The sequence below is a fragment of the gamma proteobacterium symbiont of Lampromicra miyakona genome, from assembly GCF_059730895.1.
The window spans coordinates 490,929-506,516 of sequence record NZ_AP035932.1 but is presented as its reverse complement, the minus strand read 5'-3'; the positions used below and the strand labels follow the sequence as shown (position 1 = coordinate 506,516).

At 58.4% G+C, this 15,588-nt stretch carries 19 protein-coding genes and 1 other RNA gene; 14 read left to right on the top strand and 6 right to left on the bottom strand.

All coding sequences use genetic code 11. From position 1 onward, the window contains the following. Window positions 1-64: 64 nt before the first annotated feature. The 9 genes from exuR (at window position 65) to AC6I8P_RS02420 (ending at window position 5,434) form a co-directional block, all read left to right on the top strand. Window positions 65-817 carry a transcriptional regulator ExuR gene (exuR, locus tag AC6I8P_RS02460; RefSeq protein ID WP_262264692.1) on the top strand — a complete coding sequence of 251 codons (753 nt, stop codon included), beginning with the start codon at window positions 65-67 and terminating at the stop codon, window positions 815-817. Window positions 818-1,152: 335 nt separating this feature from the next. Next, a complete protein-coding gene (locus tag AC6I8P_RS02455; RefSeq protein ID WP_021509705.1) occupies window positions 1,153-1,827 on the top strand; it encodes a DedA family protein in 675 nt (224 codons plus the stop codon). After that, window positions 1,827-2,195 (top strand): EnvZ/OmpR regulon moderator MzrA, encoded by a 369-nt coding sequence (mzrA, locus tag AC6I8P_RS02450; RefSeq protein WP_031280145.1) that lies wholly within the window; start codon window positions 1,827-1,829, stop codon window positions 2,193-2,195. The genes AC6I8P_RS02455 and mzrA overlap by 1 nt, the downstream gene beginning before the upstream one ends. 173 nt (window positions 2,196-2,368) lie before the next feature. Next, window positions 2,369-2,743, top strand: coding sequence for a DUF1090 domain-containing protein (locus AC6I8P_RS02445; protein ID WP_136546454.1), 375 nt, complete (start codon window positions 2,369-2,371; stop codon window positions 2,741-2,743). A gap of 34 nt (window positions 2,744-2,777) precedes the next feature. Continuing rightward, window positions 2,778-3,083, top strand: coding sequence for an ElaB/YgaM/YqjD family protein (locus AC6I8P_RS02440; RefSeq protein ID WP_021509708.1), 306 nt, complete (start codon window positions 2,778-2,780; stop codon window positions 3,081-3,083). A gap of 1 nt (window position 3,084) precedes the next feature. Next, window positions 3,085-3,480, top strand: coding sequence for a phage holin family protein (locus tag AC6I8P_RS02435; RefSeq protein WP_058775749.1), 396 nt, complete (start codon window positions 3,085-3,087; stop codon window positions 3,478-3,480). Next, complete coding sequence (locus AC6I8P_RS02430; RefSeq protein WP_010618800.1) at window positions 3,477-3,761, top strand: YqjK-like family protein; 285 nt, start codon at window positions 3,477-3,479, stop codon at window positions 3,759-3,761. Before AC6I8P_RS02435 ends, AC6I8P_RS02430 begins: the two co-directional genes overlap by 4 nt. Before the next feature lie 206 nt (window positions 3,762-3,967). Continuing rightward, window positions 3,968-4,378 carry a DoxX family protein gene (locus AC6I8P_RS02425; RefSeq protein WP_010618799.1) on the top strand — a complete coding sequence of 137 codons (411 nt, stop codon included), beginning with the start codon at window positions 3,968-3,970 and terminating at the stop codon, window positions 4,376-4,378. 81 nt (window positions 4,379-4,459) lie between these two features. Next, entirely contained in the window at window positions 4,460-5,434 is a 975-nt protein-coding gene (locus AC6I8P_RS02420) for a glutathione S-transferase family protein (protein WP_021509710.1), read from the top strand. Between the two features lie 70 nt (window positions 5,435-5,504). On the opposite strand, the gene mdtI is transcribed toward AC6I8P_RS02420, so the two are convergent. The 4 genes from mdtI to rsmI all read right to left on the bottom strand — a co-directional run bounded on the left by mdtI (window position 5,505) and on the right by rsmI (window position 8,044). Continuing rightward, window positions 5,505-5,834: a multidrug/spermidine efflux SMR transporter subunit MdtI gene (gene mdtI, locus AC6I8P_RS02415; RefSeq protein WP_058771326.1), complete on the bottom strand. Its 330-nt coding sequence runs from the start codon at window positions 5,832-5,834 to the stop codon at window positions 5,505-5,507. Continuing rightward, window positions 5,821-6,171, bottom strand: coding sequence for a multidrug/spermidine efflux SMR transporter subunit MdtJ (gene mdtJ, locus AC6I8P_RS02410; RefSeq protein ID WP_058759849.1), 351 nt, complete (start codon window positions 6,169-6,171; stop codon window positions 5,821-5,823). Before mdtJ ends, mdtI begins: the two co-directional genes overlap by 14 nt. A 599-nt stretch (window positions 6,172-6,770) precedes the next feature. Continuing rightward, window positions 6,771-7,147: RNase P RNA component class A (gene rnpB / locus AC6I8P_RS02405), an RNA gene on the bottom strand. A gap of 33 nt (window positions 7,148-7,180) precedes the next feature. Further along, the gene (gene rsmI, locus AC6I8P_RS02400) at window positions 7,181-8,044 is read right to left on the bottom strand and encodes a 16S rRNA (cytidine(1402)-2'-O)-methyltransferase (protein WP_262264693.1); all 864 of its coding nucleotides are present in this window, start codon (window positions 8,042-8,044) and stop codon (window positions 7,181-7,183) included. 62 nt (window positions 8,045-8,106) lie between these two features. Between rsmI and AC6I8P_RS02395 the strand changes: the two genes are divergently transcribed. Genes AC6I8P_RS02395 through dolP form a run of 4 tightly spaced genes read left to right on the top strand, consistent with a single transcriptional unit; the run spans window position 8,107 to window position 11,694 of the window. Beyond that, on the top strand, window positions 8,107-10,152 hold the full coding sequence (locus tag AC6I8P_RS02395; RefSeq protein WP_262264694.1) for a penicillin-binding protein activator: 2,046 nt from the start codon (window positions 8,107-8,109) through the stop codon (window positions 10,150-10,152). Continuing rightward, window positions 10,110-10,505, top strand: a complete 396-nt coding sequence (locus AC6I8P_RS02390) for a YraN family protein (protein ID WP_021509715.1) — start codon at window positions 10,110-10,112, stop codon at window positions 10,503-10,505. The genes AC6I8P_RS02395 and AC6I8P_RS02390 overlap by 43 nt, the downstream gene beginning before the upstream one ends. Before the next feature lie 14 nt (window positions 10,506-10,519). Next, entirely contained in the window at window positions 10,520-11,107 is a 588-nt protein-coding gene (gene diaA / locus AC6I8P_RS02385) for a DnaA initiator-associating protein DiaA (protein ID WP_021509716.1), read from the top strand. A gap of 14 nt (window positions 11,108-11,121) precedes the next feature. Next, complete coding sequence (dolP, locus tag AC6I8P_RS02380) at window positions 11,122-11,694, top strand: division/outer membrane stress-associated lipid-binding lipoprotein (RefSeq protein ID WP_021509717.1); 573 nt, start codon at window positions 11,122-11,124, stop codon at window positions 11,692-11,694. 30 nt (window positions 11,695-11,724) lie between these two features. Here the strand turns inward: dolP and AC6I8P_RS02375 are convergent, their stop codons facing one another. Further along, on the bottom strand, window positions 11,725-12,426 hold the full coding sequence (locus AC6I8P_RS02375) for a pirin family protein (RefSeq protein ID WP_125309915.1): 702 nt from the start codon (window positions 12,424-12,426) through the stop codon (window positions 11,725-11,727). A gap of 129 nt (window positions 12,427-12,555) precedes the next feature. Here AC6I8P_RS02375 and AC6I8P_RS02370 point away from each other — a divergent pair, with 129 nt between their 5' ends. Beyond that, complete coding sequence (locus AC6I8P_RS02370) at window positions 12,556-13,455, top strand: LysR family transcriptional regulator (RefSeq protein ID WP_021509719.1); 900 nt, start codon at window positions 12,556-12,558, stop codon at window positions 13,453-13,455. 207 nt (window positions 13,456-13,662) lie between these two features. Here the strand turns inward: AC6I8P_RS02370 and AC6I8P_RS02365 are convergent, their stop codons facing one another. Continuing rightward, window positions 13,663-15,573 carry a BglG family transcription antiterminator gene (locus AC6I8P_RS02365; RefSeq protein ID WP_021509720.1) on the bottom strand — a complete coding sequence of 637 codons (1,911 nt, stop codon included), beginning with the start codon at window positions 15,571-15,573 and terminating at the stop codon, window positions 13,663-13,665. Window positions 15,574-15,588 lie beyond the last annotated feature (15 nt).

Here is a 15,588-nt window from a genome sequence, read left to right as displayed (position 1 = left end):
AGCTTTGCGACATCGCAGAGTAAGTGGTATAACAACTTACCGTCTTTCACAGAACCGAAAAATCATGGATCTGAACGAATCCCGCCGCCTCTACCAGCAACTCGCCAGCGAACTCAAGCAGCGCATCGAAGCGGGCAGTTATGCCGTGGGGGCAAAGTTACCGGCAGAGCGGATGATTGCGGAGGCGCACCAGGTGAGCCGCACAGTGGTAAGGGAAGCGATCATCATGCTGGAGGTGGAAGGCTACGTGGAGGTGCGCAAAGGGTCCGGCATTCATGTGATCAGCGACCAGCCACAACCGCGCGACAGCGCCGCCGATCAGCTGGAGTTTGCCAGCTATGGCCCCTTTGAACTGCTGCAGGCGCGCCAGCTGATTGAGAGCAATGTCGCCGAATTTGCCGCCACGCAGATCCGTCCACAGGACATCGTGGCGCTGCTGGCAATTCAGGAAAAAGCCCGGCAGGAAGATCACGCGCGCGATTCGACATGGGATATGGAGTTTCACGTGCGCATTGCCCAGGCCACCCAAAACAGCGCGCTGGCCACCATCGTAGAGAAAATGTGGCGGCACCGGCTGCATAATCCTTACTGGCTCAAACTGCACGAGCACATTGACGCGCGCCATATCACCAGCTGGTGCGACGATCACGATCAGATCTTAAAAGCGCTGATGCGCAAAGATCCCGCCGCCAGCAAACTGGCGATGTGGCAGCATCTGGAAAATACTAAACAGATGCTGTTCGACGCCACCGCCGATGATTTCGAATTCAACGTCGACCGCTACATGTTCGCAGAAAATCCGGTGATCCTGCCCTGAAGCCGCAATGGCAGAAACGCTGCATTTTCAGGCTAAAAAGTCAGTTAATCTGCAATAGTGTCAGCTCGTGTAAAGCTCCTTTTGACCATCTGCGTCAAAAGGTAAAACTCCTGTGCGACCGCGACTTTACACTGTCTGAATCCCGCGATTTTTGTTACAGTTATCGCCCTTTTCTTACCCTTTGCGACAGGGCTATAAAAAGTCGCTGATTTAACAATCAATTCTGGATGGATCCGGAAATCCTGCTCAGGTGGCATACCTAAAATGTATAACTTAACCCGCCTGCGCCTAAGCCCCTCACGGGCACGTTTAACAATGATGTTCAGGAATGATTGATGGATATTTTGCAAGCATTGCTGCATGCCCTGTGGCAGCAGGATTACGAAATGCTCTCCGACCCCACGCTGGTGTGGGCGATTTATGGCGTGTTGTTCATGATTCTGTTTCTCGAAAATGGCCTGCTGCCCGCCGCGTTTCTGCCCGGTGATAGTCTGCTGATTCTGGTCGGCGTGCTGATCGCGAAAGGCACCATGAGCTTTCCGCTGACCCTGCTGGTGCTGACCACCGGCGCCAGCCTTGGCTGCTGGGTCAGTTACATTCAGGGCCGCTGGCTTGGCAATACGCCGACGGTGCAGAAATGGCTCTCCCATCTGCCCGCGCAGTATCATCAGCGCGCCCATAGTCTGTTCCACCGCCACGGCTTGTCTGCGCTGCTGATTGGCCGCTTTATCGCGTTTGTCCGTACCCTGCTACCGACCATTGCCGGCCTCTCTGGCCTGAGCAATGCCCGCTTCCAGTTCTTTAACTGGATGAGCGGCTTCCTGTGGGTGCTGATTCTTACCGTGCTCGGCTTTGCGCTGGGGAAAACCCCCATTTTCCGCCGCTATGAAGATGAGCTGATGTTCTGCCTGATGCTGCTGCCGCTGGTGCTGCTGGTCATCGGTCTGGTGGGTTCACTGGTAGTGCTGTGGCGTAAACGTCAGGCGGGTCAGAACGGGAAGTCACAGTAATGACAGGGTTGCGTAATTTCCCCAGGCGTTTACTCCCCTGGCTGTGCGCTGGTGTGCTGGCGCTGCTGGCTATCGGCATTGTGCCCAAACTGATGCAGCATGAAACGGTGGTGAAGATCCGCGTGGCACACAGCGGCACCAATCTGCCGGACGGCTTTTATCTCTACCAGCAGCTTTCGGCGCAGGGCGTGCGGATTAAAAGCATTACCTCGGCAGGCGATGCGCTGGTCATTCATTTTGAGAATGAAGAGCAGAGCCTGGCCGCGCAGAAAGTACTGCGCCGCCTGCTGCCACAGGGCTTTGTCGTGGCGGCGGGTCCGCAGGCGTCACAGCAGGTGGTGGACGCTAATCGCCCCACCTATAGCTGATCCCCGCCGTCGGGTTCATCGCCCGGCGGCACCTCAATCCTCGCTATCCCCGCGTGTTTTTTGAATTTTTTCGTCTGCTGTCTATTCTTAAGTAAGCGCGAGCAGACGACAAGCTGGGATGCCCCTCCTGTCCGGTTTGCGACAGGTCGTCAACAATGGAAGGTAAAAACCTGATGAAACAACAACTACTGCTGGGTGCGATTCTTTTCTCTCTCTCGGGTTCACTGCTGGCAGCGGAATCGCTGTGTCAGCAAAAACAGCAGGATATTCAGCGTGAAATTGAGATGGCGAAACAGCACGACAACCAGCGCCGGGTCACCGGACTGGAACGCGCACTGACTGAAGTCCGCGCCAACTGCACTGACGAGAAACTGAAATCCGCCCACGCTGAACGCATTGAAGCCCAGCAGCATAAAGTGGCTGAGCGCGAGCGCGAACTGCAGCAGGATCGCCAGGAAGGCAAAGACCAGGAGAAGATCGGTAAGCGCGAACGGAAGCTGGAAGAGGCACGCCAGGAGCTGAAAAAGCTGCAGGCCGAGCCTTATTAATCGGACTTAAATAAATGATGTAATGGAGAACACCATGGCTAAAGACACCACATCTGAACATCTGCGTGCGGAACTGAAAAACCTTGCCGACACCCTGGAAGAAGTGCTGAGCAGCTCGGCTGATAAGTCGAAAAGCGAGCTGGATAAACTGCGTCACAAAGCACGCGGTGCCATTGAAAGTTCACGCGAGCGGCTGGGCGAATCCGGCGAACGCATCGCGCAGACCACGCGTGAAGCGGCGGAAAAAGCGGACGTCTACGTGCGTGAAAATCCGTGGCACGGCGTGGGTATCGGCGCAGCAGTCGGCGTGCTGATCGGCATCCTGATTTCACGTCGTTGATATGAGCGAGAATCAGAGCCACGGCCCAGGCAAAGGGGTCTTCAATGTAGGTCAGCGCGTGGTGACAACGCTGGTTGGCATGGTCGAGACACGCGTGCGGCTGGCCGTTGCCGAGCTGGAAGAGGAAAAGGCCAATCTGATCCAGATGCTGCTCATGATAGGCCTGACCATGCTGTTTACCGCTTTCGGATTGATGAGCCTGATGGTGCTGATTATCTGGGCGGTGGATGCGCAGTACCGGCTGATGGCGATTGCCATCACCACCGGCGTACTGTTCGCGCTGGCGCTGATTTTTGGTTTATGGACGTTGCGTAAATCCCGGCAGTCCACGCTGCTGCGCCATACGCGCAAAGAGCTGGACACCGATCGCACCTTACTCGAGGAGCATCGCTCATGAGTCAGCGTGAACGTGAAGCACGCATTCATGAATTGCTTAATCAGGTACAGCAGCAGCGGCTGGATCTCAGCGCTGCCCGCCGCGACTGGCTGGAAAGCACCGCGCAGTATGATCGCGGCTGGCTGACGTTTCTCAGCCTGCGCCGCTATCTGGCGATTGGCAGCAGCGCGCTCGCCATCTGGTCGATCCGCAGCCCCAACCGCATCATGCGCTGGGCCAAACGCGGACTCGGCCTGTGGAGCACCTGGCGCATGATCAAATCGGCAATGCCGCCACGCTAACTTCCTCACCTTAAACCGGATCGAAAAGGTTCGGTTTTCCTCCTTCAGAATTCCTGAATAACATCGACAGTTTATCTCGCTTACAACTATTGCTGCGCGCGACTATCATCTCCCTCCATCAGCCCGACGAACTGTTTAACGCGGTTTAGCGGGAAAATAACCCGGCAGGCCAACAACCTGCGCCAAAAACCTTGTTGGAGTAAATGATGAAAAAATTCGAAGACTCAGGCCTGCTGCTGGCACGCGTATTAATGACCATCCTGTTTATTACTGCCGGCTGGGGCAAAATCACCGCCTATGCAGGCACCGCACAGTACATGCAGGCGATGGGCGTGCCCGGCTTCCTGCTGCCGCTGGTGATTCTGCTGGAACTGGGCGGCGGCCTGGCGATTCTGTTCGGTTTCCTGACGCGCTTCACCGCGCTGTTCACCGCCGGCTTCACGCTGCTGACCGCGTTCCTGTTCCACAGCAACTTTGCGGAAGGCGTTAACCAGCTGATGTTCATGAAAAACCTGTCCATCGCCGGTGGTTTCCTGGTGCTGGGTCTGGTGGGTCCGGGCGCCTACAGCATTGACCGCCTGATTCGTCAGCGCTTTATGCCAGCAACCGCACGCTAAGCACACAAGCCGTGCAACAGCACATATACTGAATAGCAGGGGCGGGGATTTTCCTCGCCCCGTTTTTTTTATGGAGGGCTTATGGGACAACTGATTGACGGTGTCTGGCATGATACCTGGTACGATACGAAGTCAACCGGTGGCCGCTTCAAACGCACAGAAGCAGTCTGGCGTAACTGGATCACGGCAGACGGCAGCGCCGGGCCAACCGGCAAAGCCGGCTTTGCCGCCGAGCGCGATCGTTATCATTTATACGTTTCGCTGGCCTGCCCGTGGGCGCATCGCACCCTGCTGATGCGTCAGCTGAAAGGGTTAGAAGAGATGATTTCGGTGTCAGTGGTGCACCCGCTGATGCTGGAGAACGGCTGGACCTTCGACGATGATTTCCCCGCCGCGACCGGCGATTCGCTGTATCAGAACGAATTCCTCTATCAGCTCTATCTGCATGCCGATCCGCAGTACAGCGGGCGCGTGACCGTGCCGGTGCTGTGGGATAAAAAGCAGCACACTATCGTCAGTAATGAATCCGCCGATATCATCCGTATGTTCAACAGCGCCTTCGACGCACAGGGCGCTCGCGCCGGCGATTACTACCCGCCCGAGCTGCGTGACAAGATCGACGAACTCAACGGCTGGATTTATGACACCGTCAATAACGGCGTCTACAAAAGTGGGTTTGCCACGTCACAGTCGGCTTATGATGAAGCCGTAACCGCGCTGTTCCATTCGCTGGCACGGCTGGAGCAGATTTTGGGTCAGCATCGCTATCTGACCGGCGATCGCCTCACCGAAGCCGATCTGCGCCTGTGGACCACGCTGGTGCGCTTTGACCCGGTCTACGTGACCCACTTTAAGTGCGATCGTCATCGCATCAGCGATTACCGTAACCTGAACGGCTTCCTGCGCGATATTTATCAGATGCCGGGCATTGCCGATACGGTGAACCTGCCGCACATCCGCCATCACTACTACTGCAGCCACAAGACCATCAATCCGAACGGCGTTATTTCGCTGGGACCGGCTTTTGACTGGGATGAGCCGCACGGCCGCGGTTAACGGCTGGCTTACGCATGCCTGCCCTTCTCTCCCACTATTGGGAAAGGAAGGCAGGCTGTATTGCGCTGCCTCAGGCAAATTTGATCAACACCATCCCGGCCAGCAGCAGTACCACGCCCAGCCAGCCGCGGGTGTTCAGACGTTGTCCGAACAGGATCCAGCCTGCCGCTACGGTAGCCACCAGACCGAAACCGCCCCACAAGGCGTAGGCCACCGAGAGATCGATCCCCTTCACTGCCTGCGACAGGGCACTGAATGCCGCCAGGACAGCCACCAGCGATACCACGCCATACAGCGGACGACGGAAGCCGTTGGCGTATTTCAGCGCGATGTTCGCCACAATTTCCAGCACGATGGCCAGTGCCAGCCAGGCCAGATGCACGACGTTAAGCGTGGTCATGACGCAGCTCCTTACGGCTGAATGTCCCTGCTTTGATCAGCGCGATACCCGCGATCAGCGTGATCAAACCCGCCGCCTTCATCACCGACAGCGCCTCGTCAAACAGCATCACGCTGAACAGGGTGATAAACAGAATACCGACGCCTTCCCACATGGCATAAGCCACGCCAAGGGCAATACGTTTAACGGCAAAGGTGAGGAAGATGTATGACAGGGCGATCATCAACAGCATAAAAATATAGCCGGCGCTGCCGCCATTGACGCTGGCCCATTTCATTGACACGGTGCCTGTAATTTCGGCAGCAATCGCTAACGCTAATAAAATCCAGTACAGCATGATTTCTCTCCTGTGAGAAATAAACGCCATCCACGCGCAAACCGCAGCGTGATAGCTGAAAAAGATAAAAAGCTAAGAAGGAGAGAAAAAACTACAGCGCGAAGCGCCAGTGCCGATCGCTCAGTGAGCAGGAGAAAACGCAGGTGGGTGAAGAGGTTAATACGTAAAGTGTAACGAAATGGTTATCCATAATTTTACAACTTATCCACGTTGTTGCTTTTCCCGGTGTGGATGAAAAATTGTCCTCAGTAGTTGAACACGCGCCTATTCTGGCACAGGGAAAAGAATGTTTTTGCGGATTTGCTTTTCTTTACGCAGGGAAAGGGGTTTTTGTGCGGTTTTATCTGGCTTCGTGCGGTTTTCTGCCCTCACCCTAACCCTCTCCCATGGGGAGAGGGAATAGTCTGCTGCGGTTTTCTGACCTCGTGCCACATGAGGGAATAGTCAGATGCGGTCTGGCAGGGCGAGTACTCAACTCGCCACACGCACAATCGGTCCCTTCTCCCGCCTGCGGGAGAAGATTAGGATGAGGGACAGCACGCACCTTCCCCAAAAACAAGACGCCCGCAGATTCTCACCTGCGGGCGTCTTTATAAAAAAGTCGAAACTGACCGATAAGCCGGGTTCTGTCGTGGACAGTCATTCATCTAGGCCAGCAATCGCTCACTGGCTCAAGCAGCCTACCCGGGTTCAGTACGGGCCGTACCATGTGAACCCCTATTTGGCCTTGCTCCGGGTGGAGTTTACCGTGCCACGGACTGTTGCCAGCCGCGCGGTGCGCTCTTACCGCACCCTTTCACCCTTACCTGATCCCATTACTGGGCCATCGGCGGTTTGCTCTCTGTTGCACTGGTCGTAGGCTTGCGCCCCCCAGGCGTTACCTGGCACCCTGCCCTATGGAGCCCGGACTTTCCTCCCCTCTGCCCGTCTCCCCCGAAAGGGACGACGACAAAGCGGCGACTGTCTGGTCAGCTTCGGCGCGGGATAATAGGCGATCCGCCCGCGTTTGTCACGCCTCTTGCTGCTCCAGCGCATACTTGTACAGGGCGTTTTTCTTAACCCCATGAATTTCCGCCGTCAGCGCCGCCGCCTTTTTCAGCGGCAGTTCAGTCTGCAGCAGCGCCAGCGTGCGCAACGCCTCTGCCGGCAGCGTCTCTTCATCCGCTTTATGGCCTTCGACAATCAGCACCATCTCGCCCTTGCGGCGATTCTCATCCGCCTGCACCCACGCCAGCAATTCACCTACCGGCGCACCGTACAATGACTCCCAGGTTTTGGTCAGCTCTCGTGCCAGCACCACGTAGCGCGCCGCGCCCCATACGCTGACCATATCCTGTAGCGTATCCAGCACGCGATGGGTCGATTCGTAGAAAATCAGCGTGCGCGGCTCATCACTCAGGGCACGCAGCGCATCGCAACGCCCTTTACTTTTGGCCGGCAGAAACCCTTCGTAACAGAAACGATCGGACGGTAATCCCGCCGCACTCAATGCTGTGATCGCCGCGCAGGCACCGGGCAACGGCACCACACGCACCCCGGCCTCGCGGCAACGACGCACCAGATGGTAGCCCGGATCGTTGATTAACGGCGTGCCCGCATCGGAAACCAGCGCAATGCTCTGGCCCTCCTGCAGCTTCGCTAACAGCACGTCGGCCTTCTGCTGTTCGTTATGGTCGTGAAGTGCGAACAGTCGCGCATTGATGGCGAAATGTTGTAGCAACAGCCCGGTATGACGTGTATCTTCCGCAGCGACCAGATCGACGCTCGCAAGCACCGTCAGCGCACGCTGCGTGATATCACCCAGGTTACCGATCGGGGTAGGAACGATATAGAGCGTGCTGGCAGAAATCTCTGCCCGATCGAGTTGTTTCATTGTTTCATCCGAATTGCCGATTTAATATTGAGCATCTTGAAAAAAACATCACTGGATACAGTATGCTTCCTTCGAAAGTCGTACGTCATAAATCAGGACGCCTGGTCCCTGTTTTGCTCGCGGGCCTGATTCTGGCCGCCTGTAGCGGCCAGGGACCGCAGCAAACCTCAAGCGTAAACGTGCAGGGTCCTGCCACGGGCCGCTCTGACTATTATCTGCAGCAGGTGCAGCAAAGCAGCGATGATAGCAAGACCGACTGGCAATTACTTGCCATCCGTGCCCTGCTGAAGGAAGGAAAGTATCCGCAGGCGCAAAATCAGCTCGGTCAGCTGCCACAGCAGCTCTCTGACGTACAACAGCAGGAACTGCTGCTGCTGCGCGCCCAGCTGCAAATTGCCCAGCAGGATTTCAACGGTGCTCAGCAGCTGCTGGGACAGATAAAAGCCGCTGATCTGTCGCAGGATCAGCAGGTGCGCTACTACGCGCTGCAGATTGCCGCTGCGCAAAATCGACCTTCGCTCGCGCTGCTGCGCGCCTATATTGCTCAGGAACCGCTGCTGAAAGGCGCCGATCACCAGAGCAATATTGACGCCACCTGGCAGGCGCTGACCCAGCTAACCCAGGATCAGCTCAACAGCGTGGTGATCAACGCCGACGAAAATACGCTGCAGGGCTGGCTCGACCTGCTGAATACCTGGCACGCCAACAGTCAGGATGCCCAGATGCTGAAAGCCGCCATTAGCGACTGGCAGACGCGCTATCCGCAAAACCCTGGCGCGAAAACCCTGCCGACCCAGCTCAGCCAGGTGCAGAACTTCACTAAAGCTTCGACCAGCACTATCGCGCTGCTGCTGCCGCTTAATGGTCAGGCGCAGGTGTTCGCCAGTGCCATCCAGAAAGGCTTCAACGATGCGAAAAACGGTGTGCTGACTGCGCCGGCAGCCCCTGCCGCACCCGCCAGCAGCGATGCCAGCGCCTCCACGCAACAGCCCGCCAGCACGGCAACACCAGCCAGTGGCGATGCCAACGCGGTAGTCAGTCCGTCGGCCGCGGCCATCACGCCGTCAGACAGCGCACAGCCGCAGCAGCCCGCCGCACAGCCAGCCGTCGCGCAGCCTGCCAGCAGCGCCCAGGTGAAAGTGTATGACACCAGCAGCCAGCCGATTGCTCAGGTGATGCAGCAGGCGCAGCAGGATGGTGCCACCCTGGTGGTTGGTCCGCTGCTGAAAAATAACGTGGAACAGGTCGCCAACAGCCAGACACCGCTGAACGTGCTGGCGCTCAACGAACCAGAGCAGATCCAGAACCATCCGAATATTTGCTATTTTGCGCTTTCTCCTGAAGACGAAGCGCGCGATGCCGCGCACCATATCTGGGATCAGGGCAAACGCCAGCCGTTGCTGCTGATGCCGCGCAGTAGCTATGGCGACCGCGTGGGCAAAGCGTTTGCGCAGGAGTGGCAGAAGCTGGGCGGCGCAACCGTGCTGCAGCAGCGTTTCGGCGGCGTGGGCGAGCTGAAACAGGGCATCAACAGCGGCGCCGGTATTGCACTGAGCGGCACGCCGCTGACGGTACAGCCGGACCAGCCGCAGGGCGTGGCGGTCGCCGGTCTGACGATTCCGGCACCGCAGACCAGCGCTCCGGCACCTGAGAGCGCCAGCAGCAGCGGCAGCGTTGATGCGGTTTACATTATTGCCACTCAGGACGAACTGCAGCTGATCAAGCCGATGATTGCCATGCGCACCAGCAGCCGCAATAACATCGCCCTGTATGCCAGCTCGCGCAGCGCGCAGGCTGGTGCCGGTCCGGACTTCCGGCTGGAGATGGATGGCCTGCAGTTCAGCGATATTCCGCTGCTGTCCGGCGCCAATCCAGGCCTGATGCAGCAGGCGGCGCGTAGCTTTAACAACGACTATTCGCTGGTACGCCTGTATGCGATGGGCATTGATGCCTGGACGCTGGCGAACCAGTTTAACCAGATGCGTCAGGTACCGGGCTTCGCCATTGATGGCAACACCGGCAAGCTGAGCGCCGACACGGATTGCGTGATCAACAGGAAGTTGGCATGGAACCAGTATCGTCAGGGACAAATCGTTCCGGTGCAGTAAACCGCCAGCGCCTCGGCGCTGAGCAGGAGCAGCAGGCGCGTCGCTACCTTGAGCGCGCCGGACTGCAGTGGGAAGCCAGCAATGTGCGCTGCCGCAGCGGTGAAATCGACCTGATTATGCGCGACGCGGATTGCTGGGTGTTTGTTGAAGTGCGCTATCGGCGCGATGCACGTTTTGGTGGCGCGGCTGCCAGCGTGACGCGTCAGAAACAACAAAAGCTGCTGCGTACCGCTGCGCTGTGGTTGCTGGCACGCGGCGGCAGTTTTGATACGGTGAATTGCCGTTTTGACATCATCGCCATCACCGGGCGCGAACTGGTGTGGCTGGCCGATGCCTTTCGTGCGGATGGATAGAACCAGGTGGTCTTGTGCAGGACAGAATTAAAGCGTGTTTTACCGAAAGTATTCAGACGCAAATCGCCGCAGCCGAAGCGCTGCCAGATGCGATTTCCCGCGCCGCGATGACGCTGGTGCAGTCACTGCTGAACGGCAACAAAATCCTCAGCTGCGGTAACGGCGCCTCGGCGGCTAACGCCCAGCATTTTGCCGCCAGCATGATTAACCGTTTTGAGACTGAGCGTCCCAGCCTGCCGGCGCTGGCGCTGAGTGCGGACAATGTGATGCTGACGGCAATCGGTAACGACCGTCTGCACGACGAAATTTATGCCAAGCAGGTTCGTGCGCTTGGACAGGCCGGCGACGTTCTGCTGGCCATCTCCACCCGTGGCAACACCCGCGATATTGTTAAAGCGGTGGAAGCTGCGGTTACCCGCGATATGACTATCGTCGCGCTGACCGGCCATGACGGCGGTGAGCTGGCGGGCCTGCTCGGTCCGCACGATGTGGAAATTCGCATTCCGTCACATCGCAGCGCACGCATTCAGGAGATGCATATGCTGACGCTAAACTGCCTGTGCGATTTGATTGATAACACCTTGTTCCCACACCAGGAATGACTGAAGGAGCTCAAATGAAAGCATTGAACGCTATCGCCATTCTGTTAACCGCCATGCTGCTGCAGGGCTGCGTGGCGGTTGTCGCCGGCGGCGCTGCGGTCGCCACCAAAACCGCCACCGACCCACGTACCGTGGGCACGCAGGTTGATGACGGCACGCTGGAGCTGCGCGTCACTAACGCGCTGGCAAAAGATGAACAGATCAAAAATCAGGCGCGCGTGGTCGTGACCGCGTATCAGGGCAAAGTACTGCTGACCGGTCAGGCACCGTCAGCCGATCTCGCCAGCCGGGCGAAACAGATCGCCATGGGCGTTGATGGCGCGACAGAGGTGTATAACGAGATTCGCACCGGGCAGAAAGTGAGCCTCGGCACGTCTTCATCAGATACGTGGATCACCACCAAAATCCGCTCGCAGCTGCTGGGCAGCGATCAGGTGAAATCGTCCAACGTGAAAGTCACCACTGAGAACGGGGAAGTGTTCCTGCTGGGTCTGGTAACGCAGGAAGAAGCGAAGGCAGCAGCGGATATCGCCAGCCGTGTCAGCGGCGTGAAGCACGTCACCACCGCCTTTACCATTCTGAAATAATGCCACAGGCGGCCAGCAGGGCCGCCTTTTTTATACCGGAATATCAATCACCAGCGCGCGCAGCGGCGTTTCCGCCTGCAGCGTAATCTGCGCCTCTTCACTGACAAACGCCCCATCACCACAGCGCAGCTGTTCCTGATGCGCACTGCTGGCCCGTACCTCAAGCGCACCGTGAATCGACTGCAAATAGGCGCGCGGTCCGTGCAGCGCCAGGCTGTACTGCTCGCCCGGTGCCAGCGTGACCTGATGTACCCACACCTGCTGGCGCAGCTGCAAACTGCCGTCCGCGCCATCCGGTGACGCAATCAGTACATGGGTTTGCTGCGGCAGCGCGCGTTTTTGCAGCAGCGGATTTTCCCGTTCCGGACAGGCGGCCAGCCACAGCTGCATGCGCGTCAGTGGGCGCTCCTTGCTGATATTGTGTTCGCTGTAATTGACGCCCTGGCGAGCCGACAGCAGCATCGCTTCGCCCTCGCGCGCCACCAGGTGATTGCCTTCGCTGTCGCGGTATTCGGCTTCACCCTGCAGCACCAGGTTGAGCACATCCACCTGCGGATAGGTGCGCGGCTGAAATGCCGCACCGGGTGCCAGCACTTCCTGATTCAGCACGCGCAGCGAGGCGTAGCCCATCAGCTGGGGATCAAAATAGTGGCCAAATGAGAAGCTATAGCGCGCCTGCAACCAACCGAAATCGGCCTGGCCACATGCGGACGCGCAGCGGGTTGTCATCATGCTTTACCTCCGACGCACTGCGGTGAGAATCCACCACAGGCTTTATACGTCAATGGTAAAAGGCTGGACGCCGGATTGTTAGCCAGTTAATCTGCCTGGCATATTCAAATTTACTGACAGAGAGTCGGCATGGCTAAAGAGCGCGCGTTAACCCTGGAAGCTTTACGTGTGATGGATGCTATTGACCGTCGCGGCAGCTTCGCCGCGGCGGCCGACGAGCTGGGACGCGTGCCATCGGCGCTGAGCTACACCATGCAGAAGCTGGAAGAGGAGCTGGATGTAGTGCTGTTTGACCGCTCCGGCCATCGCACCAAATTCACCAACGTCGGGCGAATGCTGCTGGAACGCGGCCGCGTGCTGCTGGAAGCCGCCGATAAACTCACCACCGATGCCGAAGCGCTGGCGCGCGGCTGGGAAACCCATCTGACCATCGTGGCCGAAGCGCTGATCCCGACCGAGCTGCTGTTCCCGCTGGTAGAGAAGCTGGCCGAGAAAGCCAATACGCAGATTTCGCTGGTCACCGAAGTACTGGCGGGCGCGTGGGAACGCCTGGAACAGGGGCGCGCCGACATCGTGATCGCGCCGGATTTGCATTTTCGCGCGTCCACCGAAATCAACACGCGCAAGCTGTACAGCATTATGAGCGTGTATGTTGCCAGTCCGGATCACCCGATTCATCAGGAAGCCGAGCCGCTGTCCGAGGTCACGCGCGTTAAGTATCGCGGCATCGCTGTGGCGGACACCGCGCGCGAACGTCCGGTGTTGACGGTGCAGCTGCTGGACAAACAGCAGCGTCTGACGGTAAGCAGCATGGATGATAAACGCCGCGCGCTGCTGGCCGGTCTCGGCGTAGCGACCATGCCCTATCCGATGGTGGAGAAAGATATCGCCGAAGGCCGCCTGCGCGTTGTCAGCGCCGAGTATACCCGTGAGGTGGATATTATTATGGCGTGGCGCCGCGATAGCATGGGTGAAGCCAAAGCCTGGTGCCTGCGTGAGATTCCAAAACTGCTGGCGAAACGCGGCTGATTTTGGGTGCTGGCGGCATTTCGCCCTCACCCCAGCCCTCTCCCGCACGCGGGAGAGGGAGCCGTCCTGGCGTGGTTTGAGGGCCAGAATTCAGTCAATCCACCGGGCGCTAAGGATCAGCAACTGAACTCACACGCCGCTGGATCGGTCCCCTCGCCCGCTTGCGGGAGAGGGTTAGCGTGAGGGACAAACCGCACCCATCCCCCATCACAACCGGCTCAGACAATCCATTGCCACCGCTTTAAAGCTGACGAAATCAGCGCAGTCGCGCAATCTTGTCACCGCCCTTTCGCGCAGGAAGGTGACAAACAGATCGTAAATCGCCATCGCCTCCTCATATTCACTCTTACTGATCGCCAGCAGGAAAATCACTGAGGCCGTCTCATCGCCCCAGCTCACGCCGTGCGGTGCCAGCACGGTATAAACCACGGTTTTTTTAGCCAGTAATCCCAGCGAGTGTGGCAGCGCAATCCCTTCGCCCAGCATGGTACTGACAATCGCTTCACGCTCTTCGACTGAAGGATAAAAATCAGCATCGACATAGCCCTCCGCCTCGAGCCGATCGCACAGCAGGCGGAACAGCGCCGACTGGCTCATTGGCCGGTCGAGCACCATGAAATGCTGCGCGTCGAAGTACTTCTCCAGCATGTAAGGCCGGGTGCGATCCACCAGCACCAGCTTGCCGAGCTGTTCCAGCTGAAACTCCGTAGGGAACGGCGACATCATCACTACCGGCTTGTTCTTCTCGCTGAGCCGCGCGGTTGAAATAACAAAATCTTCATCAATGTGCGCACGCACTTCGTAGTCACGCTGCGACAGCCGCGCCGTCACCACCAGCTGCGGGTATTTGCGCAGCAGCAGCGCCTCGATCATGCGCAGCGTGGAGTTGCCGCTGTCGCAAACCAGCAACACCTGCGGGTGTCGCTGATAGCCGACATCGTAATGTCGCTCCAGCCCGACGCCAATGTGCAGCACCAGAAAGCCAATCTCGTTTTCGCTGATGGTATACGGCGTGTATTTGCCCCAGCTGGTGACGGCCGCCAGCGTTACATCGTAGGCCATCGGATAGTGCTGCTTGATGTTACTCAGCAGCGGATTAGGGATGTGGATCTGATAGCGCACGCGGGTGATCATGGTTTTGATGTGCGTGAGCAGATCGGCGCGCAGCTGCTCATCCTGCTGCAGCCGGTAGTTGTAATGGGTGTTGATGTAGTTAAGCAGGTAATCCACCAGCGCATCCGCGTCATCGGCGTTGATGGTGCTGGGGGCCAGCGCCTGAATCTGCCGCGCCGCAATGTTAACGCGCAGCCAGTTCTCTTCCGCCTGCGAGATGCCTTTGCCCACCAGCGGACGCATCAGATTAACCAGATCGTGCGCCGCCTCGCGTATCTCCTCGCCGACATCCTCCGCGCCGGGATCGCTGAGCGGGAAGCCTTCGCTGATGCGGCGCACCGCCACCGCGCAGTAAATCAGCAGATAGCGCTCGCCTTCATCGCTCAGCCGGATGGCGTGTTGCGTGAAGCACTGCGCCAGCAGCGGCTGCAGCTGCGCCAGCATGCCGCTGTGCAGCGCCTCGACCGTCAGCAGCGGGCTGTCCGGCGTCTGCTGGTCGATTTGCCACAGCAGATCGGTCAGGCAGGTGCGAATCGCCGCCTCGCTGCCAAACAGTTTCATACCGTAGCGCGGCTTGGTTTCGATATTGAGATGATAGCGGCCCAGCCACTCGCGCACTTCCGCCATATCGCTCTGCAGCGTGGCGCGGCTGACGAACCACTCTTCCGACAGATCTTCCAGCTTGAGCGAATACGCGGCGGTGAGAAAGCGGCTCAGCAAATAGCGCACCCGATCCTGCGAGGTGCGCGGCACCCGCAGCGGTGCCGCACTCTCCTGCTGCAGGCGGCCGAAGCGCACCGCGTCGTCGATTTTTAGCTGATAGCCCGCGCCGCGCGCCAGCACGAACTGAGCGCCGTGCTGTTCCAGCAGCGCATTGAGCGCGGTGATGTCGGTGCGCACCGTGCGCGTTGAAACGGAAAAACGCCGCGCCAGCTCATCCTGTGGCAGCGTTTCGCTTTGCAGCGCCGCGAAGAGTTGAGCTAAACGCTGATTGGGAAATCTCACGGAGCCTCACCTGTT